Raw genomic sequence first — 21,563 nt, 5'->3', positions numbered from 1 at the left:
TACCTGCGCCCGGCTGCAAGCCTACGGCGAACGTAAAACCGCTCGTATCTTGACCGTAACACCCAATCCGGTCAATACGGCAAATCGGTCACCCTCCAGCCGCACTCCTGTGATTTTACTGGCCTGCGGCAAATTCAAACAAACGTTTGTATTGGACCCGCCAAGTGGTGTAGATATAATGCGCGGCCAAGACAAAACGGTGTAGTCCGTCAGTTGCGCAGCTACAGTTTCGCTCCCGTGACGAGCCACTGCGCGCATGCACCCATAAGACCCAGCAACAGCACGAGCCTTGATGAGTAGGAGAGAACCTGTGGAACGCGAATACATGGAATTCGACGTGGTCATCGTCGGCGCCGGCCCGGCGGGCCTGTCCGCCGCCTGCCGCCTGAAGCAGAAGGCCGCCGAAACCGGTAGCGAAATCAGCGTCTGCGTGGTGGAAAAAGGCTCCGAAGTCGGTGCTCACATCCTCTCCGGTGCGGTGTTCGAGCCCCGCGCGCTGAACGAGCTGTTCCCCGACTGGAAGGCACTGGGCGCGCCACTGAACACCGAAGTGAAGCGCGACGATATCTACGTGCTCAAAGACGCCGGCAGCTCGACCAAAGTGCCCGACCTGTTCGTGCCCAAGACCATGCACAACCAGGGCAACTACATCATTTCGCTGGGCAACCTGTGCCGCTGGCTGGCCCAGCAGGCCGAGAACCTGGGCGTGGAAATCTACCCCGGCTTCGCCGCCCAGGAAGCCCTGTTCGATGAAAACGGCGTGGTCCGCGGCGTTGTCACCGGCGACCTGGGTGTCGACCGCGAAGGCAAGCCAAAGGACGGCCTGTATACCCCCGGCATGGAACTGCGCGCCAAGTACACCCTGTTCGCCGAAGGCTGCCGTGGCCATATCGGCAAGCAGCTGATCAAGCGCTTCAACCTCGACAGCGAAGCCGACGTGCAGCACTATGGCATCGGCCTGAAGGAAATCTGGGAAATCGACCCGGCCAAGCACGAGCAAGGCCTGGTGGTGCATACCGCTGGCTGGCCGCTGGATGTGATGGCCAAGGACAACACCGGTGGCTCTTTCCTTTATCACCTGGAAAACAACCAGGTGGTGGTCGGCCTGATCGTCGACCTGTCCTATGCCAACCCGTACCTGTCGCCCTTCGACGAATTCCAGCGCCTGAAGCACCACCCGGTGATGAGCCAATACCTCGAAGGTGGCAAGCGTATCAGCTACGGCGCCCGCGCCATCTGCAAGGGCGGCCTGAACTCCCTGCCGAAGATGGTCTTCAACGGCGGCGCGCTGATCGGTTGCGACCTCGGCACCCTGAACTTCTCGAAGATCAAGGGCAGCCATACCGCGATGAAGTCCGGCATGCTGGCCGCCGAAGCAGTGGCGGACGCCCTGGCTGCCGGGCGTGAAGGTGGCGACCTGCTCGACGGCTACGTCAGCGCGTTCAAGGCCAGCTGGCTGTACGAAGAGCTGTTCGCCAGCCGCAACTTCGGCCCGGCACTGCACAAGTTCGGCCCGCTGCTGGGGGGGGCTTTCAACTATGTCGACCAGAACTGGTTCGGCGGCAAGCTGCCGTTTACCCTGCACGACACCAAGCCGGACTACGCCTGCCTGAAGCTGGCGGCCGACTCGCAAAAGATCGACTACCCGAAACCGGACGGCAAGCTCAGCTTCGACAAGCTCAGCTCGGTATTCCTCTCCAGCACCAACCATGAAGAGGAACAACCCTGCCACCTGAAGCTGACCGACCCGAGCATCCCGATCGCCAGCAACCTGCCGCTGTACGACGAGCCCGCCCAGCGTTATTGCCCGGCCGGCGTGTACGAAGTGGTCACCCAGGAAGACGGCAACAAGCGCTTCCAGATCAACGCGCAGAACTGCGTGCACTGCAAGACCTGCGACATCAAGGACCCGGCCCAGAACATCACCTGGGTCACCCCTGAAGGCGCTGGCGGGCCGAACTACCCGAACATGTAAGCCCCCCCTGCAGCTAGAAAAAGCCCCCTGGCCTCGCGGCCCGGGGGCTTTTTTCGTTCATTTGTCGACGCACATGATCGGCATCGGCTCCACCGCGAACGCGGAAGGTTGCCGGCGGCCAAAGTAGCGGGCAGTGAGCAGCCCCACCGCGCCCATGACCAGACAGAAGCCAACGCACACCCATGGGCTCCACGGCATCAAGGCTATCAACGCCAGCGGCGTAGTGCTGGCCCACAAGGCGTAGGCCACGTTGTAGGTGAAGGAAATACCCGATACCCGGATCTGCGCCGGGAACAGCCCGACCATGACCGACGGCACCACACCCACCACCCCACAGCAGAGCCCGGCCAACGCGTAAGCCAGCCACGTCATGCCCCACTGCCCCACCAGGCTCGCATACAACGCAGCGATGCCCAGCGGCAGCAGCGCGCTGTAGATCATCAACGCCCGCCAGGCGCCCAGGCGGTCGACCAGCAGGCCGGCAAGCACACAACCGATGTTGAGAAAGACGATGCCTACGCTGCTCAGCGCGAACGTGTGCGCGGCAGACATGCCGAAGCGCTGCTGCATGACCGTCGGCGTAATCACCACCAGCACCACCACCGCCGAGGTCAGCACGCAGGTCAGTAGCGCAGCCGGAATCAACGCCCCACGATGCGCGCCCAGCACCTGGCGCAAAGGGAATTTCACCGGCTGCTCCTTGCGCTCGCGCAGGGCCAGAAATACCGGCGTTTCACTCAGCCAACGGCGCAACCACACCCCGATCACGCCAAACACGCCCCCGAGCAGGAACGGGTAACGCCAGGCGTAGTCGAGAATTTCCTCGGGGCTGAAAGCCTGAGCCAACAGCGTCGCGGTCAGTGCCCCCAGCAAATAGCCAAAGGTCAACCCGGCCTGCAGGAAACCCAGGGCATACCCCCGCCGCCCCGGCGGTGCGTGTTCGGCAACGAATGTCCAGGCACTGGGTACCTCGCCGCCGACCGCAGCCCCCTGCAATATGCGCAACGCCAGCAAGATCAGCGGCGCGGCGTAACCAATCTCGGCATAGGTCGGCATTACCCCGATCAGCAGGCACGGCAGCGCCATCATCAAAATGCTCAGGCTGAACACCCGCTTGCGGCCCAGGTGGTCGGCGAAGTGAGCCATGACGATGCCGCCCAGCGGCCGCGCCAGGTAACCGGTGACGAAAATCCCGAAGCTTTGCAGCAGGCGCAACCACTCCGGCATTTCCGGCGGGAAGAACAGCTGGCTGAGGGTCAGCGCGAAGAACACGAAAATGATGAAATCGTAGATTTCCAGCGCGCCGCCCAGCGCCGCCAGGCCCAGGGTCCGGTGGTCGCCGCGGCTGAACCGGGGCGGGCGAGCGGTATCGATGGCAGTCATGGCAGGGTCCGCAGATCGGCAAAGGGCAAGAGCATAACAAATGCCTGCCCGGTTGCCCTGCGCTATGCGCCGTCAGCGGTTGAACACCGTGTGCGCAAAATTGGCCCGCAGCCGTGGCCTGGCTCTGTTGCCGGCCAGGGTATCCGGCAGCGGCAACTGGCCGACCAGCACCGGGGTGTCGATGATCGCCATGAATGTTTCCAGTGCCTCGATATCGGGGGCCTGGGGCAGGCTCAAGCTTACCGCCTGGCGCTCGGCCGGCGGCACTGCGGGCACTTTCAACTGGCTGGAGTGGTAAAGCAGCGCGTGCTGGATCTGCGTGCTGACGCGACAGAACCGCGCCAGGTCGACCCCAGCGTGGCTGGCCAGCTCGATATTGCCCAGCAGGAGGTTGAAGGGCTGCAAGGCGCACTGCACCAGGCGCTGCAGCTCTTCAAAGCTCTCCACCGGGGCAATCCGGTAATAGCCCAGGCCGTTGAGCAACCGCTCCAACTGCAAGCGCTGGCACGGGTGGGCGTCGGCGATGAGGATGCGCAGGGTCTTGTTTGCCATGGTCGGACCTGGGCAGTAGGTAATGGGAGCGTTCCACGACCATACTGCGCCGCTAACGGCTATTGCCAGGGCCCTGCCTGGCAGTGGTCTTATTTGAGAGAAGTCGGGAAAACCGCATAAATCAAGTGACTGGCTGACAGAATTTGCATTTTCCTTGAGCCCGGCAATCAGCACTCCCACTCGCGCATGCGCAGCCGGCAATGCTTCATGGCGTTGACGATGTGCTTTTCCACCAGGCTGCGCGAGATGCCCAGGTGCTCGGCGATTTGCTGATGAGACAAGCCATCGAGCTTGCGCAGCAGGAAGCACTCGCGGCAGACCTTGCTCAACTCATCCAGCGCACGTTGCATCAGCGCCAGGCGCTGGTCGTACTGCATGTCGTGCGCCGGTGCCGGGGTATGCCAGCGCTCGTCGCTGTCGAGCACCTCCAGCGGCTCCGCCTGGCGCACCCGGCGGCGGCGGTGGCGGTCGACCACCAGGTTGAGCGCGGTACGATAGAGGAAGGCACGCGGGTGCTCGATGCGCTCGGCGTGGGTGCGCTCCAGCACCCGCAGATAAGCATCGTGCGCCACGTCCTCGGCGGCCTGACGATTGCCCAGGCGCGCGGAAAGGAAACCCACCAGTTCGCGATAGTAATGTTCCACGACGTTACCTGAGACCGCCCTGCCAGTTTTTGCCGGAACCCCTCCAGACACCAACGCGGGACCGAGTGATATCAAGTTGCGATCTTACAAATTATAATTATTCTCAGCAACAAAGGATCCTGCCCGAGACAAAGGCTAAATCCGCCCGGCTGACCTTCGTCTATCTGGGACCTCAGTGCGCGCCGCAATCGGGCTGCGCGTGGCCATCACTCCTGGCTGGAAGCCTGCATGACACGTTCAACCAACACCCGCCGTCGCGCCCTGCTCGTAGGCCTGGGCCTGCTGGGCCTGGGCAGCCTGGTGGCCTGGAAAGCCCTGCCCTTCGGGGCTCAGCCAGTCAGCACGGTCGCGGTCACCCGTGCCGATATCGAAAGCAGCGTCACAGCACTGGGTACCCTTCAACCACGGCGTTATGTGGATGTTGGCGCACAGGCGTCCGGGCAGATCCACAAGCTGCACGTCGAGGTCGGCGACACTGTGCGCAAAGGCCAGCTGCTGGTCGAAATCGACCCCTCAACCCAGCAGGCCCGGCTGGATGCCGGGCGCTATTCGATCGACAACCTCAAGGCTCAGCTGGCAGAGCAGCGCGCGCAGTACCAACTGGCCCAGCAACAGCTCAAGCGCCAGCGCGAGCTGGCCGCCGCCGGCGCCACCCGTGACGAAGACGTGCAAACGGCTGACGCCCAGCTGAAGGTCACCCAGGCCCGCATCGACATGTTTCAGGCGCAAATCCGCCAGGCCCAGGCCAACCTGCGCAGCGATGAAGCCGAGCTGGGCTACACCCGAATCTACGCACCGATGGACGGCACGGTGGTGGCAGTCGATGCCCGCGAAGGGCAAACCCTCAATGCCCAGCAACAAACCCCGTTGATCCTGCGCATAGCCAAGCTCTCGCCAATGACCGTGTGGGCGCAGGTGTCCGAAGCCGACATCGGCAAGGTCAAGCCCGGCATGACCGCCTACTTCACCACCCTGGCCGGCGGCAAGCGCCGCTGGACCAGCACCGTGCGGCAGATCCTGCCGATCCCGCCCAAACCGCTGGACCAGGCCAGCCAGGGCGGTGGCAGCCCCGCCAGTGCCATCGCCGGCACCACCGGCGCCCAAGTGGTGCAATACACCGTGCTGCTCGATGTGGAAAACCCCGATGGCGCCCTGATGGCCGAGATGACCACCCAGGTGTTCTTCGTCGCCGGCCAGGCCAGCCAAGTGCTCACGGCGCCACTGGCAGCCCTGGATGGTGCCGGCGACGAAGGCGTGCGCCTGGCCCAGGTGGTCACCCGCGACGGCAAGATCGAACAGCGCAAGGTGCGCACCGGCCTGAGCGATCGCTTGCGCGTGCAGATCCTCGACGGCCTTGCCGAAGGCGAGCAACTGGTCATCGGCGCCCCAGCCGCCAGCGGAGGTTGAATGACAGCGCCCTTGATCGAACTCACTGACATCCGCAAGCACTACGGCGGCATCGACTCGCCGAAGGTGGAAGTGCTACGCGGCATCAGCCTGAGCATCCACCCCGGCGAGTTCGTCGCCATCGTCGGTGCCTCCGGCTCGGGCAAGTCGACCCTGATGAACATACTTGGCTGCCTCGATCGCCCGACCACCGGCAGCTTCCGCTTCGCCGGCAAGGATGTTGCCGAGCTGGACAGTGACGAACTGGCCTGGCTGCGGCGCGAAGCCTTCGGCTTCGTATTCCAGGGCTACCACCTGATCCCCTCCGGCTCGGCCCAGGAAAACGTCGAGATGCCGGCCATCTATGCCGGCACCCCGGCCGCCGAGCGCCATGCCCGCGCTTCGGCCCTGCTCGAACGCCTCGGCCTGGCCAGCCGCACGGGCAACCGCCCGCACCAGTTGTCTGGCGGCCAGCAGCAGCGGGTATCGATCGCCCGCGCCTTGATGAACGGCGGCCACATCATCCTCGCCGACGAACCCACCGGCGCCCTGGACAGCCACAGCGGCGCCGAAGTCATGGCCCTGCTAGACGAACTGGCCAGCCAGGGCCATGTGATCATCCTCATCACCCACGACCGTGAAGTGGCGGCCCGGGCGCGACGGGTGATCGAAATTCGCGACGGCCTGGTGATCAGCGACTCGGCGGCCGACCGGCCCCTCGACGCGACGCACCCAGGCCTGCAGGCCGACGACCTGCGCCAGCGCCTGGACCGCGGCGCCACCTTGCGCGGGGCCTGGAAGGGCGAGTTGCTCGAGGCCCTGCAAGCGGCCTGGCGGGTCATGTGGATCAACCGCTTCCGCACCGCCCTGACCCTGCTCGGCATCGTCATCGGCGTGGCCTCGGTGGTAGTGATGCTGGCTGTCGGCGAAGGCAGCAAGCGCCAGGTCATGGCCCAGATGGCTGCGTTCGGCTCGAACATCCTCTACCTCAGTGGCCGCCACGCCACGCTGCGCGAACCGGCCGGCATCGTCACGCTGGACGATGTCGCCGCCATCGCCCAGTTACCCCAGGTCCAGCGCATCATGCCGGTGATCGGCGACCAGTTGACCGTGCGCCACGGCAACAACAACCAGCAGTTCTATGTCGGCGGCAATAACACCCAGTTCTCCGAGATCCTCAACTGGCCAGTGGTCGAAGGCAACTTCTTCACCGAAGCTGACGAACGGGCTGCCGCCGCCGTGGCGGTGATCGGCCAGAAGGTCCGGGACAAGCTCATGGAACCTGGCAGCGATCCGCTGGGCCAGTACCTGCTGATCGGCAACGTGCCCTTCCAGGTGGTCGGCCTGCTCGCCGGCAAAGGTGCCAGCTCCGGCGACCAGGACAGCGACGAGCGCATCGTGGTGCCCTACTCCGCCGCGTCCGTACGCCTGTTCGGCAAGCAAGACCCGGAATACGTGATCATCGCCGCAGCCGATTCGAGCCGGGTGAGCGAAACCGAGCGGGCAATCGCCCACCTGATGCGCCAGCGCCACCAGGACAAGCAGGACTTCGAGCTGACCAACGACGCCGCGCTGATCCAGGCCGAGGCGCGCACGCAGAACAGCCTGTCGCTGATGCTCGGTGCCATCGCCGCCATTTCCCTGCTGGTCGGCGGTATCGGCGTGATGAACATCATGCTCATGACCGTGCGCGAACGTACCCGCGAGATTGGTATCCGCATGGCCACCGGCGCCCGCCAGCGCGATATCCTGCGTCAGTTCCTCAGCGAGGCGGTGATGCTGTCGATGGTCGGCGGGGTGACGGGTATCGTGCTGGCACTGTGCATCGGTGGCGGCCTGATGCTCGCCGACATCGCCGTGGCATTCGCCCTGCCCGCCATTCTCGGCGCCTTCACCTGCGCCGTCATCACCGGCGTGGTGTTCGGTTTCATGCCGGCCCGCAAGGCTGCGCGCCTTGATCCAGTCAAAGCCCTTACCAGCGTATAGCCCATGACATTGCCAAGCCGCATCAGCCTGTTGACCCTCAGCCTGGCCCTGGCCGCCTGCAGCAGCACACCGCCCGCCCCCGAGGCCGGCATTACCGAGCCGCCAACCTGGCAATCCCGAGCCGACGCCTCCAGCCAGACCCTGCCGGATGCTCACTGGTGGCAAGCCTTCTCCAGCGGCGAACTGGACCGCCTGGTCGAACGCGCCCGGCACAACAGCCACGACCTGGCCGCCGCCGCGGCTCGGGTGCGCCAGGCCCAGGCGCTGGCTGTGATCGCCGGCGCTGCGCGGCTGCCGGAGCTGACGCTCGGAGTGGACGGCAGCCGCCAGCGCCTGTTGCGCGGCGACGGCAACGACCAACTCGACGCCAGCAGCAGCGAGCGCACCAGCACCTCATTCGGCACGCGCTTGAGCGCCAGCTACGAGGTTGATTTCTGGGGCGGCATCCGCGCCGCCCGCGACAGCGCCCTGCATGGCCTGGACGCCAGCCGCTTCGATCGCCAGACGGTGGAGCTGACGCTGACCAGCGCCGTCGCCGATAGCTACCTGCAGGGCCTGGCGCTGCAGGAACAGCTGCGCATCGCCCGGCTGAACCTCAAAAACGCCCGGGACGTGCTGGGCCTGGTCGAGGCACGCCAGCGTTCTGGCTCGACCACGCGACTGGAGCTGGCGCAGCAACGCAGCCTGGTGGCGGCCCAGGAGCGCCAGGTACCCCTGCTGGAGCAGCAATGGCAGAACAACCGGATAACCCTTGCCACCTTGCTCGGTGATCCGGTGCAGGCATTACCGAACACCAACGAATCGATCGCTACCCTGCGCTGGCCGGCGATCGGCAGCGGGGTGCCCAGCGACCTGCTCGGCCGACGCCCCGACATTGCCGCCGCCGAGGCCCGGCTGGCCGCCGCCAGCGCCAACGTACAAGTGGCCAGGGCCGCCATGCTGCCCAAGCTGACCCTGGGAGCAGACCTGGGTAGCGGGGCACGGACCTTCGCCGATATCCTCGACAGCCCCTTCTATACCCTCACTGCCGGCATTGCCACACCCATCTTCAACAACGGCCGCCTGCGCGCCAAGCGCGAACTGGCCAGTGCCGAACAGGAAGAGCTGCTGCACGATTACCGCGCCGCAATCCTGGCAGGTTTCGCCGACGTGGAAAAAGCGCTCAATGCGATCCATGGCGTAGACCGCCAGCGGCAATGGCAGGACCAGGAGGTACAGGAAGCACGCACCGCCTTCGCCCTGGCACAGCAGCGCTACAGCGCCGGCGCCGAAACGCTGCTGACGGTGCTGGAAACCCAGCGCACGCTGTATGTTGCCCAGGACCAGCAGGCGCAACTGCACCTGGCTCGGCTGCAGGGCAGCGTGGCGTTGTACAAGGCCCTGGGAGGTGGCTGGCAGGTCGAGCGCTGATGCATTCCCTGTGGGGCGCGGTGTCAGCGGTTCGCCAGTTTCAGGTTGCGTGCGTACCAGGGCCGCTGCGGCACCTTCGGCCGCAAGCTGGCAAACAGGTCGTCATCGGCGAAGATGATACGCAGCGCCAGCTTCATGGTCTCTGGGTCCATCTCCACACTGCGCCCCGGCCGCAGCCCCGGCACAGTCGAACAGCCATGGGTATCCGGCCCCAGCCATGGGTCGGATACCTCTACCCAGCGCCCAGGCGCGAACCACGGCACACCGTTGACCTCGGCGCGCCGCACCTGGCCGGGATGCACACGCTCGTGGGCGCGGAACCAGTCCTCGATGCGGTCATCGATCCAGCCATGGAAGTGCCAGAACACCGGGTTTACATGGGATGAGAACGGGTCGCCAAGGAAGTCGTTTTCCGCCTCGAACCAGCGTGCGGCAAAGTCCTCCGGCTGGCGCGCGAACGGCACCGGCAAGCCGCTGGACGGGTCGCGCGGCACCGAGGCCCAGCGCATGTGCAACCAATCGTGCAGGCCCAGTTCCATCTCCGAACCGAACTGCGCAAGGGTGAGCGTACTCAGGTAATGCGGGTCGGTGTACCTCGACTCCCAGACCTGGAAGTTACCGTGGAAAGTATCCGGCGTCTTGATATCGCGCACCCACTGGGTATACGCCGCATCGTCCGCAGCCAGCCAGGTGGGTGGCAAGGCCGTACCGTCATGGTTGTCGAAATAGCTGGCAAAGCCGACCCGGTCGCGCTCGAGCTCTGGCTGCGGCAGCGGGAAACGCGCCCACGACGGCAGGTCCTGAATGACCCGGGCAGCACGCAGCATGTGCCGGTGCATGAAGAAAAAGTCCTCGCCCGAGCCATTGCGATCCTTGTGCCGGCCACGGGCGTCACGCTCACGGTCGCGCGGCCCGGGCTGCCAGCCCAAGCCACGCAGGGCCGCCTGCTTGTCCTTGTCGAGGTTGTGCCACTTGTCACGCGAGGCATGCCACAATTGGTGGAACAGGCGGTGCTCCGGCGCAATCAGCCAGGCCAGCAAGGCCGGGGACAGAGGCGTGCGCTCGCGAGCCTCGGGGAAACTGCGCTTGAGCGCAACAAAAGTGTTGTCCTGCACGGGTAGGGTCAACGAACGCCCCAGCGCAGCGATGCGCCCGTTCAGGGTGGCCTGCCCGGCATTGCCGAACTCACCCCAGACTTCGTCGAGTACCACCGTGCATTGGTAGTCAGCCTGCCCTTCCCCCGGCGCGGTAGAAAACAGCCGCCAACGCAAGGTCCTGTTCGCATCGGTCAGCAGGTCACCGACTACCCGATAACGCGGCGCCTCGGCAGCCCGCAGGCGCTCGGGCGTGTCCAGGTAACCACGCAGGCCGCGGCCACTTGGGGCGACATCGAGAAACATTTCCAGTTCACCCTCAGGCAGGCCGGGCAGCCCGGCATCTTTCCCTTGCAGTGTAAAACGCCAGATCCCGCGCAAGGTGTCGCCCAATTGCTGCAGCGCCGCATCGGCCAGTTCCACCACCGCCTCACCGGGGGTTTCCGGAAACTGCTCGTCGAACCGCTGGCGCTGCACATGCTGCGCATACATCGCGCCGGGCACCGCCACGCCTGCCAATGCCACACCGGCGATGAACCCGCGTCGAGAAATCGTCATTGCAACTACCTGAGCATTCATTGCGGCCGTGGAGCACGGCCCGTCCAAGGCTAAAACGTTGCTTCTTCGGCGAAATTTAATGCCAGGCCTGGCTCGGCCTGGTTCGAAGCCGGCGATAAATTTGCCCGGCGGTCGCTCGTTCACCTGATACCCAAGCCCTGTCCAAGCAGCACGTTGTGCGTCGGCAGGCCGCCCCGATCAACCGTGCAACGAGATGGCAATGACCAAGACCCGTTCCCGCAAGGCCCTTTACATTGGCCTACCCCTGGCCCTGGTGGCCGCCCTGGGGGGTGTCGCCGGCTATTTCTTCTGGCAACAGCAGCACGCCGGCTATCCGCTGAAAATCGTGCAACAGGCCAACGACCTGCACGAGCACATGCTGTCGTTCGACAGCCATGTCACCGTGCCCCTCGAACTGGGCAGCGCCGGCCAGGAAATCGACAAGGACGGCCCGGGCCAGTTCGACCTGGTCAAGGCCAACCGGGGCCGCCTGTCCGGTGCGGCGCTGACCATCTTCGGCTGGCCGGAAATCTGGAACGGCCCAAACGCCCCGCACCGCCCTACCCCCGGTTTCGTCGATGCCGCCCGGCAGGAACAGGAAGCCCGCTACAAGATCATCAGCGGGATGGTCCGTGACTTCCCCAACCAGGTCGGCATCGCCTACACCCCCGACGACTTCCGCCGGCTCAATGGCGAAGGCAAGTTCGCCATCTTCATCAGCATGCTCAACGCCTACCCACTGGGCCACGACCTGTCGCAGCTGGACTTGTGGGCTGCGCGCGGCGTGCGCATGTTCGGCTTCAGCTACACGGGCAACAACGACTGGGCCGACTCCTCGCGCCCACTGCCGTTCTTCAACGACACCGCCGACGCCCTCGGGGGCCTGTCGCCGCTGGGTGAGCAGGCGGTCAAGCGCCTCAACGATCTGGGCGTGATCATCGACGTATCGCAGATGTCCACCCTGGCGCTTGAAGATGTCGCCCGCCTTACCCGCGCGCCCATGGTGGCCTCGCACTCCGCGCCCCGGGCGCTGGTAGACATCCCGCGCAACCTCTCCGACAAGGAGATGCAGTTGATCAAGGACAGCGGCGGTGTCATCCAGGTGGTCGGCTTCGGCCAGTACCTCAAGCCCCTGAGCAAGCCGGTGATTGAAAAACTCGACGCCCTGCGCGCGCGCTTCGACCTGCAACCCCTGCAGGGCCTGGCCAACGCGCTGATGCCGGGCGATGCGGTGATCGCCATCTGGCCGGAAGCGCGTTTCGGCGAATACGCCAGCGCGCTGTACAGCACGCTGGAAGAAGAACCCAAGGCTACCCTCGCGCAGTACGTCGACGCCATCGACTATACGGTGAAGAAAGTCGGCATCGACCATGTCGGCATCAGCTCTGACTTCAACGATGGCGGCGGCCTGGACGGCTGGAATGACGTCAGCGAAATCCGCAACGTCACCGCCGAACTGCTGACCCGAGGCTACAGCGAAACGGACATCGCGAAGCTCTGGGCAGGCAACTTCCTGCGCGTCTGGGAACAGGTGCAGAAAGCTGCCCGCCCCGTCGCCAATCGCTGAACAAGGCCGACATACATGAGTAACCGCCGTACTTTCCTCAAACAGGCCGGGCTGCTGGCCGCAAGCCTGCCACTGTTACCCCAGGCCCTGGCCCAGCCCGCCAAGCCGTTGGCCGGCCCCGAGAAGTGGCGCAACCTGCGCGAGCTGTTTCCACTCGACCCGCAGATTGCGCATTTCGCCAACTTCCTGGTCACCGCCCATCCGCGCCCGGTACAGGAAGCCATCGACCGCCACCGCGCCGACCTGGATCGCAACCCAGCTGCGCTGATGGATTGGGAAAGCCAGTACGAATGGCAGCGCGAAGATGAAGTACGCGAGTGGGCCGCGCGCTACCTGGAGGTCGGCCCGCGCCAGATCGCCCTGACCGGCAGCACCACCGAAGGCCTGGCGATGATCTATGGCGGCCTCAAAGTCGGCGCCGGGCAGGAGGTCCTGATTACCGAGCACGAACACTATTGCGCGCAGAAGGCGCTGGAGTTCCGCAACCAGCGCCAGGGCACCGCGGTGCGCCAGATCCGCCTATTCGACGACCCATGGACGGTCTCCACCGACCAGGTACTGAGCACCCTCGACAAGGCCATCAAGCCCAACACCCGGGTGCTGGGCATGACCTGGGTGCACTCTGGCAGCGGCGTCAAGCTGCCGGTGGGCGAGATCGGTGAACTGGTGCGCCGGCACAACCGCGAGCGCAGCGAAGCCGAGCGCATCCTGTACGTGGTCGACGGCGTGCATGGCTTCGGCGTGGAGAACGCCCGCTTCGCCGACTTCAACTGCGACTACTTCATCGCCGGTACGCACAAGTGGATGTTCGGCCCGCGCGGCACCGGGATCATCTGCGCTGCCTCCACCGGCATGCAGCACCTGGTGCCCAGCGTCGCCACCTTCTCCCGCGATGAGGACTTCGCCACCATCATGACCCCGGGCGGCTACCACGCCTTCGAGCACCGCTGGGCCACAAGCGAGGCCTTCAAGCTGCACCTGCAACTGGGCAAGGCCGAGGTGCAGCAGCGCATACACCAGCTCAACAGCCTGCTCAAACAGCGCCTGCTCGAGCACCGCCAGATCCAGCTGGTGACCCCGCGCAGCGAACAGTTCTCCGCCGGTTTCACCTTCTTGCGCATCAAGGATCGTGACGCCGACGCCGTGGCCGCGCACCTCACCACCAACAAGGTGATGTGCGACGCCGTAGACCGCGACGTCGGCCCGGTGATCCGCCTGGCCCCAAGCCTGCTCAACGACGAGCAGCAGATAGACCGGGTCATGTCCCTCATTACCCAGCAACTTTGAACAAGGCATCTTCCATGAGCGCACCCCTGCACCGCCTCACCCTGGCCGCCGTGCTGGCCGCCTGCAGCCTGCCGGCCCTGGCCGCGCAGCCGTCGGACAAGCCCGGCACAGTGTTCCGCGACTGCGACAAGGCCTGCCCGGAAATGGTCGTGCTGCCCGCCGGTACCTTTACCATGGGCACCCCGCCCGACGAGATGGGCCGCCAGGACGACGAAGGTCCGCAGCACCCGGTCACCTTCGCCAAGCCGTTCGCCATCAGCCGCTTCCAGATCACTGCCGCTGAATGGGCCGCCTACCAGAAGGCCACCGGCATCGTCATCGCCGACGGCGACGATCGCCCCGGGCGGCGCTGCACCAATAGCAAGCCCAGCTACCAGCAAGGCCCTCGCCAGCCGGCGGTGTGCATGAGCTACCAAGACATCGAGCACTATGTGGCCTGGCTGTCGAAGAAAACCGGCAAGCACTACGCCATGGTCAGCGAAGCCCAGCGCGAATACGCCGCACGCGGCGGCAGTACCGGCATGTTCCCGTTCGAGCCGGACGCCAATCTCGAGATCAGCAAGAACGCCAACGTCTACGGCCCCAAGGACGGCTTCAGCTACAGCTCACCGGTGGGCAGTTTCCCGGCCAATGCCTTCGGGGTGTACGACATGCACGGCAACGTCTACGAGTGGGTCGCCGACTGTTACCACGACAGCTATGTCGGCGCGCCGGCCGACGGCAGCGCCTGGAAGGAAGCCGGCTGCCGGCAGATCTCGATCCGCGGCAACGACTGGGGCGAGGCACCGATCTTCTCGCGTTCGGGCAACCGCAACACCACCGTGCGCGACGACCGTGGCGACTGGATCGGATTCCGCGTGGTCCGCGAGCTGTAAAGCGCCAGGCGGCGGTAAATTCTCCGCCAGCAGGCTCGTTCCTATCGGTGTACTTGCGCAGGACACGGGGCGCCCTTCAGCGGCGCCCCCACTCGACCATCCAAGGAACCGCAACCATGAGCCAGACCTCTTCCCCCGAAAAAATCCACGACCTGATCGGCGTCGGCTTCGGCCCTTCCAACCTGGCCCTGGCCATCGCCCTGGAAGAGCTCGCCGAGACCAACGGCCATGCTCTCGACGCCCTGTTCATCGACAAGCAGACCGACTACCGCTGGCACGGCAACACCCTGGCCACCCAGAGTGAGTTGCAGATCTCCTTCCTCAAGGACCTGGTTTCGCTGCGTAACCCTACCAGCCCCTACAGCTTCGTGAACTACCTGCACCAGAAGCAGCGCCTGGCCGATTTCATCAACCTGGGCACCTTTTACCCCTGCCGCCTGGAGTACAACGACTACCTGCGCTGGGCCGCCGAGCACTTTGCCACCCAGGCGGTGTACGGCGAGGAAGTGTTGCGCATCGAACCTGAGCTGCGCGAGGGCAAGGTCGACCACCTGCGCATCGTCTCCCGCGACCTGCAGGGCCGTGAAACCCAACGCCGTGCCCGCTCGGTGGTGGTCGGCAGCGGCGGCACGCCGAAGATCCCCGACGCCTTCCGCGCCTTCAGGAACGACCCGCGGGTATTCCACCACTCCCAGTACCTGAGCGCACTGCAGCAGCTGCCTTGCAACGAAGGCAAGCCGATGCGCATCGCCGTGGTCGGCTCCGGGCAGAGCGCCGCCGAGGCCTTCATCGATCTCAATGACAGCTATCCATCGGTCAAGGTCGACATGATCCTGCGCGCCTCGGCCCTCAAGCCGGCCGACGACAGCCCGTTCGTCAACGAGATCTTCGCCCCCGAGTACACCGACCTGGTGTTCAACCAGCCCCACGCCGAGCGCGAGAAGCTGGTCAGCGAATACCACAACACCAACTACTCGGTAGTCGACGTTGACCTGCTCGAGCGCATCTACGGCATCCTTTACCGCCAGAAGGTCGCGCACCTGCACCGCCACGCCGTGCTGTGCCGCCGCACCATCGAAGATGTGGTGGAAACCGCCGCAGGCATCGAGCTGACCTTGCGCGACCTGGCCACCGATGTGCGCCAGACCCACCGCTACGACGCGGTGATCCTCGCCACCGGCTACGAACGCCGCTCGCACCGCGAATTGCTGGCACCCCTGCAGCAGCACCTGAAGGACTTCGAGGTAGACCGCGACTACCGCGCGCTGGCCCACTCCGAGTTCGGCGCCAACGTCTACCTGCAAGGGTTCTGCGAAGCCTCCCACGGCCTCAGCGACACGCTGCTGTCGGTATTGCCGGCACGTGCGGCGGAGATCGGCCAGTCGCTCTACCAGCATCTGGGCAAGCAGGCCAGCAACGCGCCAGCCAGCCTGCGCCAGACCTGCGCCTGAGGACGGGAACCAGCCGATGAGCACTTCCAACCGCGGAGCCCTGCGTGAATTGCTGGCCCTGCTCAAGCCATTCTGGCCGATCGTCACCCTGTCCATCTTCCTCGGCATGATCGGGGGCCTGAGCGTGACCACGCTGTTGGCCACCATCAACGGCGCGCTGCACGCCGAGGGCGACCTGGGGCACAGCCTGATCCTGGGCTTTGCCGGGTTGTGCCTGCTGGCACTGGTGAGCACGATCCTGTCGGATATCGGTACCAACTACGTCGGCCAGCACATCATCGCCCGCCTGCGTAAGAGCCTGGGGGAGAAGGTGCTCGCCGCGCCGATCGAGCAGATCGAGCGCTTTCGCAGCCACCGTCTGATTCCGGTACTGACCCATGATGTCGACACCATCAGCGACTTCGCCTTCGCCTTCGCGCCGCTGGCGATCTCGCTGACGGTGACCTTGGGCTGCCTGGGCTACCTGGCCATGCTGTCGTGGCCGATGTTCCTGCTGATGCTGGCGGCCATCGCCGTGGGCACGAGCGCCCAGTACCTCGCGCAATCGGTAGGCGTGCGTGGCTTCATGGCCGCCCGCGACGCCGAGGACGACCTGCAACGCCAGTACAACGCCGTGGCCGGTGGCGCCAAGGAACTGCGCATCCACCGCCCACGTCGCCACCGCATGTTCGTGCATGGCATCCAGGCCACCGCGGATTTCATCTGCAAGACCCAGATCCGCGCAATCAACACCTTCGTGATCGCCAAGACCTTCGGCTCCATGCTGTTCTTCGTGGTCATTGGCATCGCACTGCTGATGCACGGTGCCGGCCCAGGGCAGGACAAAGCGGTCATCAGTGGCTTCGTCCTGGTGCTGCTGTACATGAAAGGCCCGCTGGAGCACCTGATCGGTACGCTGCCCATCGTCGGCCGCGCCGGCATCGCCTTCCAGCGCATCGCCGATCTTTCCCGGCAGTTTTCCTCACCCGAGCCGCACCTGCTGCTGACCGACGCACCGGCTGCCAAGGCCAAGGTGCGCAGCCTGGAACTGGTCGAGGTGAGCTACGCCTTCCCTGCGGTGGGCGATGCCGCGCCCTTCCGGCTGGGGCCGGTCAACCTGCGGATCGAACAGGGCGAAATCGTCTTCATTGTCGGCGAGAACGGCTGTGGCAAGACCACGCTGATCAAGCTGTTGCTGGGACTCTACGCACCACAACAGGGGCATATCGCGCTGGATGACAAGATCATCGATGCCAGCGACAGGGACCAGTATCGCCAGCTGTTCACCACGATCTTCGCCGACTACTACCTGTTCGACGATGTGATCCAGGGTGAACAGAGCATTCCCGAAGATGCCAACCAGTATCTGGAACGCCTGGAAATCTCACACAAGGTGAGCATCCAGGACGGCAAGTTCACCACTACCGACCTGTCCACCGGGCAACGCAAGCGCCTGGCGCTGATCAATGCCTGGCTGGAGCATCGCCCGGTGCTGGTGTTCGACGAGTGGGCGGCCGACCAGGACCCGACCTTCCGCCGGATCTTCTACACCGAGCTGCTGCCCGACCTCAAGCGCCTGGGCAAGACCATCATCGTGATCTCCCACGATGATCGCTACTTCGATATCGCCGACCAGCTGGTACGCATGGAGGCCGGTCGCGTGGTCACCCAGCACGTCGCGGCCTGACGCTTGCGACGCGCGTGGCGCACGGCCTGGCCAGTCCGGAGCACGGCGCCGCGATCCGCCCGCAAGGAAGGGGGAATAGCCGACGCCATGGCATTCCCCGTGCGGGGTTTTCATCAGATAAATCGCCAAGCACAGATTGCTGATTCTTTTTTCCGGTTTCCAATCCGTGATGCGTCTAATTATCAGTTACTGAACATTCCAAAAGAAAAACTGCCCACATCCCTCAGGAGTTCCTTTCACCCATGCACCGCCCGAACCTGTCCCCGACCCTTCTGGCACGCGCCATACGTCCATCGCAGTCGAACCGTAGGGTACTGCCGGGTGCCCTGCTGGCCCTGATGCTGCTGGGGAGCAGCGCAGCCCACGCCGAGCAGGTCTCCGTCAACATCGCCGCCCAGCCGCTGTCCAGCGCCCTGCAGCAATTGGGTCAGCAGACGCAGATGCAGATCCTCTACAGCCCGGAATTGGTGCAAGGTCTGAAGTCCAGCCCGGTATCCGGCTCGCTGTCGACCGACGAGGTGCTGCAGCGCATGCTCCAGGGCAGCGGCCTGTCCTACCGCGTGGACGGCCACACCATCCTGCTGGTACCGCCACCCAGTGCCGGCGAGGCCGCACTGGAGCTGAGCCCAACCTCGATTTCGGGCATGGCGCCAGGTTCGGTCACCGAAGGCTCCGGCCTGTACACCACCTACATGTCCAGTAGTTCGACGCGCCTGAACCTGACCCAGAAGGAAACGCCGCAATCGGTCACCGTGGTCACCCGCCAGCGCCTGGACGACCAGAAGCTGACCAACCTGACCGAAGTGCTCGAGGCCACCCCGGGCATCACCGTGCTGCGCACCGGCATCGGCGCCGAGAACGACACCTACTGGTCGCGCGGCTTCCAGATCAACAACTTCGAGATCGACGGTGTTCCCACCTCCCCGCGCCTGGACAACACCACCCAGAGCACGGCGATGTACGACCGTGTCGAAATCGTGCGTGGCGCCACCGGCCTGATCAGCGGCACCGGCACCCCGTCGGCGACCATCAACATGATCCGCAAGCGCCCGACCGCGACCTTCCAGGGCAGCGTGACCGCCGAAGCTGGCAGCTGGGACCGTTACGGCACCGGATTCGACGTTTCCGGCCCACTGACCGACAGCGGCAACGTCCGCGGGCGTCTGGTGGTCGACTACAAGACCCAGAACTCCTTCGTCGACCGCCTCGAGCAGGATACGCAGCTGATCTACGGTATCTCCGAGTTCGACCTCAGCGATGCAACCATGCTGACCGTCGGTTTCAGTTACCTCAATACCCAGGTCGACGACCCGCTGCGCACCGGCTTCCAGGTCCGCTACGCCGACGGCAGCAAGACCGACTTCAGCCGCTCGAAGAACAGTTCGCCAACCTGGTCGTACAACGACCGCAAACAGACCAATGTCTTCACCTCCCTCGAGCATCAGTTCGACAACGGCTGGAGCGGCAAGGTCGAGCTCAGCCACAGCGTCATGGACTTCGACGAGCTGATCAACTACATGAACGGCGAGATCAGTCCGGTGGACGGCTCGGGCGCCTACATGTACCCCAACCGCTGGTCGGGCAAGCCTCGCCAGAACAACCTCGACGCCTACCTGACCGGCCCGTTCACCCTGTTCGGTCGCGAGCATGAACTGATCACCGGGGTCACCCTGTCCCGCTACACCGAAAACACCCCGGATCACGGTGGCTGGTTCGGTCCCTGGACCGGCTATGACGGCACCATCGACAATGTCTGGGACTGGAAAGGCCAGGGCCCGCGCCCGGACACCACCACCATCGGCAAAACCTACATCCAGGAAAACCAGTACGCCGCCTACATGACCGGTCGCTTCCACGTGACCGACGACCTGGCCGTGATTCTCGGCGGTCGCGTCACCGACTGGCGACGCACCAGCGACTACCAGAACTGGACTGATCCGACGCTCGACAACAAGAGTGACGAGAACCGCCACGGCGTGTTCCTGCCCTATGCCGGCGTGGTCTACGACCTCAACGACACCTGGTCGGTCTACGGCAGCTACACCAAGATCTTCAACCCGCAGCCCTATGGCGTGCACGATGAGAATTACAAGGCCCTCGACCCACAGGAAGGCACCGGTTACGAGCTGGGCGTGAAAGGCAGCTTCAACGAGGAAAAACTCAACGCCAGCCTGGCGCTGTTCCGCATCGACCAAGACAACCTGGCCGTCTATGAGCGTGCGCCGGACATCTACCGCGCCGAGCAGGGCACCACCACCAAGGGCGTGGAGATGGAGCTCAACGGCGAGCTGGCCGAGGGCTGGCAGGCGTTCGCCGGCTACGCCTACAGCGTCAGCACCGACTCCGACGACAACCGCATCGTTACCAACACCCCCCGTCACAGCGCCAAGACCTTCACTACCTATCGCCTGCCCGGCATTCTGGACAACAAGCTGACCATCGGCGGTGGCGTGAACTGGCAGAGCAAGACCGGCCAGGACCTGCACACCTTCACCCAGGGCAGCTATGCCGTGACCAACCTCATGGCGCGCTACGACATCACCCGGAACCTGAGCGCAACGCTCAACCTCAACAACGTCTTCGACCGCAAGTACTTCTCCTACGTCGACAGCTGGGGCGTGTACGGCGCGCCCCGCAACTTCATGACCAGCGTGCAGTACAAGTTCTGACCGCAACCACGACCCAGGGCGCAAGGCCCTGGGTAGTATGCAACGCAAAAGGGCCGCATGGCGGCCCTCCCTATCCAGTGCAAACCATCAGTTCAAGGCGTCACGCAGTACCTGCGCCAACCTCTCATACACCGTGTCGATCTCAGCCGTGACCAAGCGCATGCGCAGAAAGTCGTGCACCAACCCCTCGAACACCTCGCAGCTGACCGCTACCCCCTGCTCGCGCAGGTGACGTGCATAGGCCTGGCCTTCATCCAGCAATGGATCGAAACCTGCCAGGCCGATGTAGGCCGGCGCCACGCCCTGCAAGCCGGTGGCCAGCAGCGGCGAGAAACGCCAGTTCGAGCGGTCCTCGGCCTGGCGCGCATAATGGTCGTAGAACCACTCCAGGGTGGCGCTCTCCAGCAGGTAGCCCTCGGCGAACAGCGTACGCGACTCCCAGCGCTTCGAGGCATCGGCCACTGGATAGCAAAGCAATTGCAGCCGTGGCTGTACAGGCCCACCCAGGTGTGCGGCGTCGATCGCCAGCACGCTGGCCAGGGTCGCGCCGACACTGTCGCCGCCCACGGCGACCCGGCTGGCATCCAGCCCCCACTCGCGCCCGTTGTGTGCCAGCCACGCCAAGGCATCGGCGCAGTCGTTGAGCGCCACCGGAAAGCGTTGCTCGGGCGCGCGTCGGTAATCGACGGTCAGCACCGCGCAGGGGGTGCGCGCGCAGAACTCGCGACAGACGCCATCGTGCGAGGCGATGCTGCCCACCACGAATCCACCACCGTGCAGGTACAGCAGCACCGGCAGTGGTTGCTCGGCAGGCGCGCAGGGCCGGTAAAGACGCAGCGCCAGGGTGGCGCCATCACGAGCCTGGCAATGCAGGTCCTCGCTATGGACCTGCGGCGCTTCCCAACGCATGCGCACGGAGGCCTGCTCGAAGGCGTCGCGCGCCTGGGCGGGGGTCGAGCGGTGGAAGGCCATGGACTGGCCATCGCCAGGGCTGGCGTCGACCAGGTCGAGGAATTCGGCAATTTCAGGGTTCAGTGGCATGACTCGGTTCCTGGGCCGG

At 64.8% G+C, this 21,563-nt stretch carries 15 protein-coding genes; 10 read left to right on the top strand and 5 right to left on the bottom strand.

The window, feature by feature from the left end; all coding sequences use genetic code 11:
- Positions 1-310: 310 nt before the first annotated feature.
- Positions 311-1,975 (top strand): electron transfer flavoprotein-ubiquinone oxidoreductase, encoded by a 1,665-nt coding sequence (locus tag K4A76_RS08700; RefSeq protein ID WP_274411960.1) that lies wholly within the window; start codon positions 311-313, stop codon positions 1,973-1,975.
- 57 nt (positions 1,976-2,032) lie between these two features.
- Here K4A76_RS08700 and K4A76_RS08695 read toward each other — a convergent pair whose 3' ends face one another.
- The 3 genes from K4A76_RS08695 to K4A76_RS08685 form a co-directional block, all read right to left on the bottom strand.
- Positions 2,033-3,358, bottom strand: a complete 1,326-nt coding sequence (locus tag K4A76_RS08695; RefSeq protein ID WP_274411959.1) for an MFS transporter — start codon at positions 3,356-3,358, stop codon at positions 2,033-2,035.
- A 72-nt stretch (positions 3,359-3,430) separates the two neighbouring features.
- Complete coding sequence (locus K4A76_RS08690) at positions 3,431-3,910, bottom strand: response regulator (protein WP_054904870.1); 480 nt, start codon at positions 3,908-3,910, stop codon at positions 3,431-3,433.
- A 167-nt stretch (positions 3,911-4,077) separates the two neighbouring features.
- Positions 4,078-4,554, bottom strand: coding sequence for a sigma-70 family RNA polymerase sigma factor (locus K4A76_RS08685; RefSeq protein ID WP_274411958.1), 477 nt, complete (start codon positions 4,552-4,554; stop codon positions 4,078-4,080).
- Between the two features lie 228 nt (positions 4,555-4,782).
- Between K4A76_RS08685 and K4A76_RS08680 the strand changes: the two genes are divergently transcribed.
- From K4A76_RS08680 to K4A76_RS08670, 3 genes are read left to right on the top strand one after another with little or no spacing between them, the layout of a single operon-like run.
- Positions 4,783-5,961 (top strand): efflux RND transporter periplasmic adaptor subunit, encoded by a 1,179-nt coding sequence (locus K4A76_RS08680; RefSeq protein ID WP_274411957.1) that lies wholly within the window; start codon positions 4,783-4,785, stop codon positions 5,959-5,961.
- Complete coding sequence (locus K4A76_RS08675; RefSeq protein WP_274411956.1) at positions 5,962-7,926, top strand: MacB family efflux pump subunit; 1,965 nt, start codon at positions 5,962-5,964, stop codon at positions 7,924-7,926.
- Between the two features lie 3 nt (positions 7,927-7,929).
- The gene (locus K4A76_RS08670; RefSeq protein WP_274411955.1) at positions 7,930-9,336 is read left to right on the top strand and encodes an efflux transporter outer membrane subunit; all 1,407 of its coding nucleotides are present in this window, start codon (positions 7,930-7,932) and stop codon (positions 9,334-9,336) included.
- A gap of 23 nt (positions 9,337-9,359) precedes the next feature.
- Here the strand turns inward: K4A76_RS08670 and pvdP are convergent, their stop codons facing one another.
- On the bottom strand, positions 9,360-10,988 hold the full coding sequence (gene pvdP / locus K4A76_RS08665; protein ID WP_274411954.1) for a pyoverdine maturation tyrosinase PvdP: 1,629 nt from the start codon (positions 10,986-10,988) through the stop codon (positions 9,360-9,362).
- Between the two features lie 220 nt (positions 10,989-11,208).
- Here pvdP and pvdM point away from each other — a divergent pair, with 220 nt between their 5' ends.
- From pvdM to K4A76_RS08635, 6 genes are all read left to right on the top strand, one after another.
- Positions 11,209-12,555 carry a pyoverdine-tailoring dipeptidase-like protein PvdM gene (gene pvdM / locus K4A76_RS08660; RefSeq protein ID WP_274411953.1) on the top strand — a complete coding sequence of 449 codons (1,347 nt, stop codon included), beginning with the start codon at positions 11,209-11,211 and terminating at the stop codon, positions 12,553-12,555.
- 15 nt (positions 12,556-12,570) lie between these two features.
- Positions 12,571-13,842 carry a pyoverdine-tailoring periplasmic protein PvdN gene (gene pvdN / locus K4A76_RS08655; RefSeq protein WP_274411952.1) on the top strand — a complete coding sequence of 424 codons (1,272 nt, stop codon included), beginning with the start codon at positions 12,571-12,573 and terminating at the stop codon, positions 13,840-13,842.
- Positions 13,843-13,856: 14 nt separating this feature from the next.
- Positions 13,857-14,717: a dihydropyoverdine dehydrogenase gene (gene pvdO / locus K4A76_RS08650; RefSeq protein ID WP_274411951.1), complete on the top strand. Its 861-nt coding sequence runs from the start codon at positions 13,857-13,859 to the stop codon at positions 14,715-14,717.
- Positions 14,718-14,833: 116 nt separating this feature from the next.
- Entirely contained in the window at positions 14,834-16,168 is a 1,335-nt protein-coding gene (locus tag K4A76_RS08645; RefSeq protein ID WP_054913100.1) for a lysine N(6)-hydroxylase/L-ornithine N(5)-oxygenase family protein, read from the top strand.
- Positions 16,169-16,184: 16 nt separating this feature from the next.
- The gene (locus K4A76_RS08640; RefSeq protein ID WP_274411950.1) at positions 16,185-17,834 is read left to right on the top strand and encodes a cyclic peptide export ABC transporter; all 1,650 of its coding nucleotides are present in this window, start codon (positions 16,185-16,187) and stop codon (positions 17,832-17,834) included.
- Positions 17,835-18,076: 242 nt separating this feature from the next.
- Positions 18,077-20,503 carry a TonB-dependent siderophore receptor gene (locus K4A76_RS08635; protein ID WP_274411949.1) on the top strand — a complete coding sequence of 809 codons (2,427 nt, stop codon included), beginning with the start codon at positions 18,077-18,079 and terminating at the stop codon, positions 20,501-20,503.
- 87 nt (positions 20,504-20,590) lie between these two features.
- Here the strand turns inward: K4A76_RS08635 and K4A76_RS08630 are convergent, their stop codons facing one another.
- On the bottom strand, positions 20,591-21,544 hold the full coding sequence (locus K4A76_RS08630; RefSeq protein WP_274411948.1) for an alpha/beta hydrolase: 954 nt from the start codon (positions 21,542-21,544) through the stop codon (positions 20,591-20,593).
- Between the last annotated feature and the right edge of the window lie 19 nt (positions 21,545-21,563).

This window comes from Pseudomonas sp. NEEL19, from assembly GCF_028751975.1.
Lineage (GTDB): Bacteria > Pseudomonadota > Gammaproteobacteria > Pseudomonadales > Pseudomonadaceae > Aquipseudomonas > Aquipseudomonas juntendi.
The sequence above is the reverse complement of the archived record's forward strand: the minus strand, read 5'-3'. Positions and strand labels throughout refer to the sequence as shown.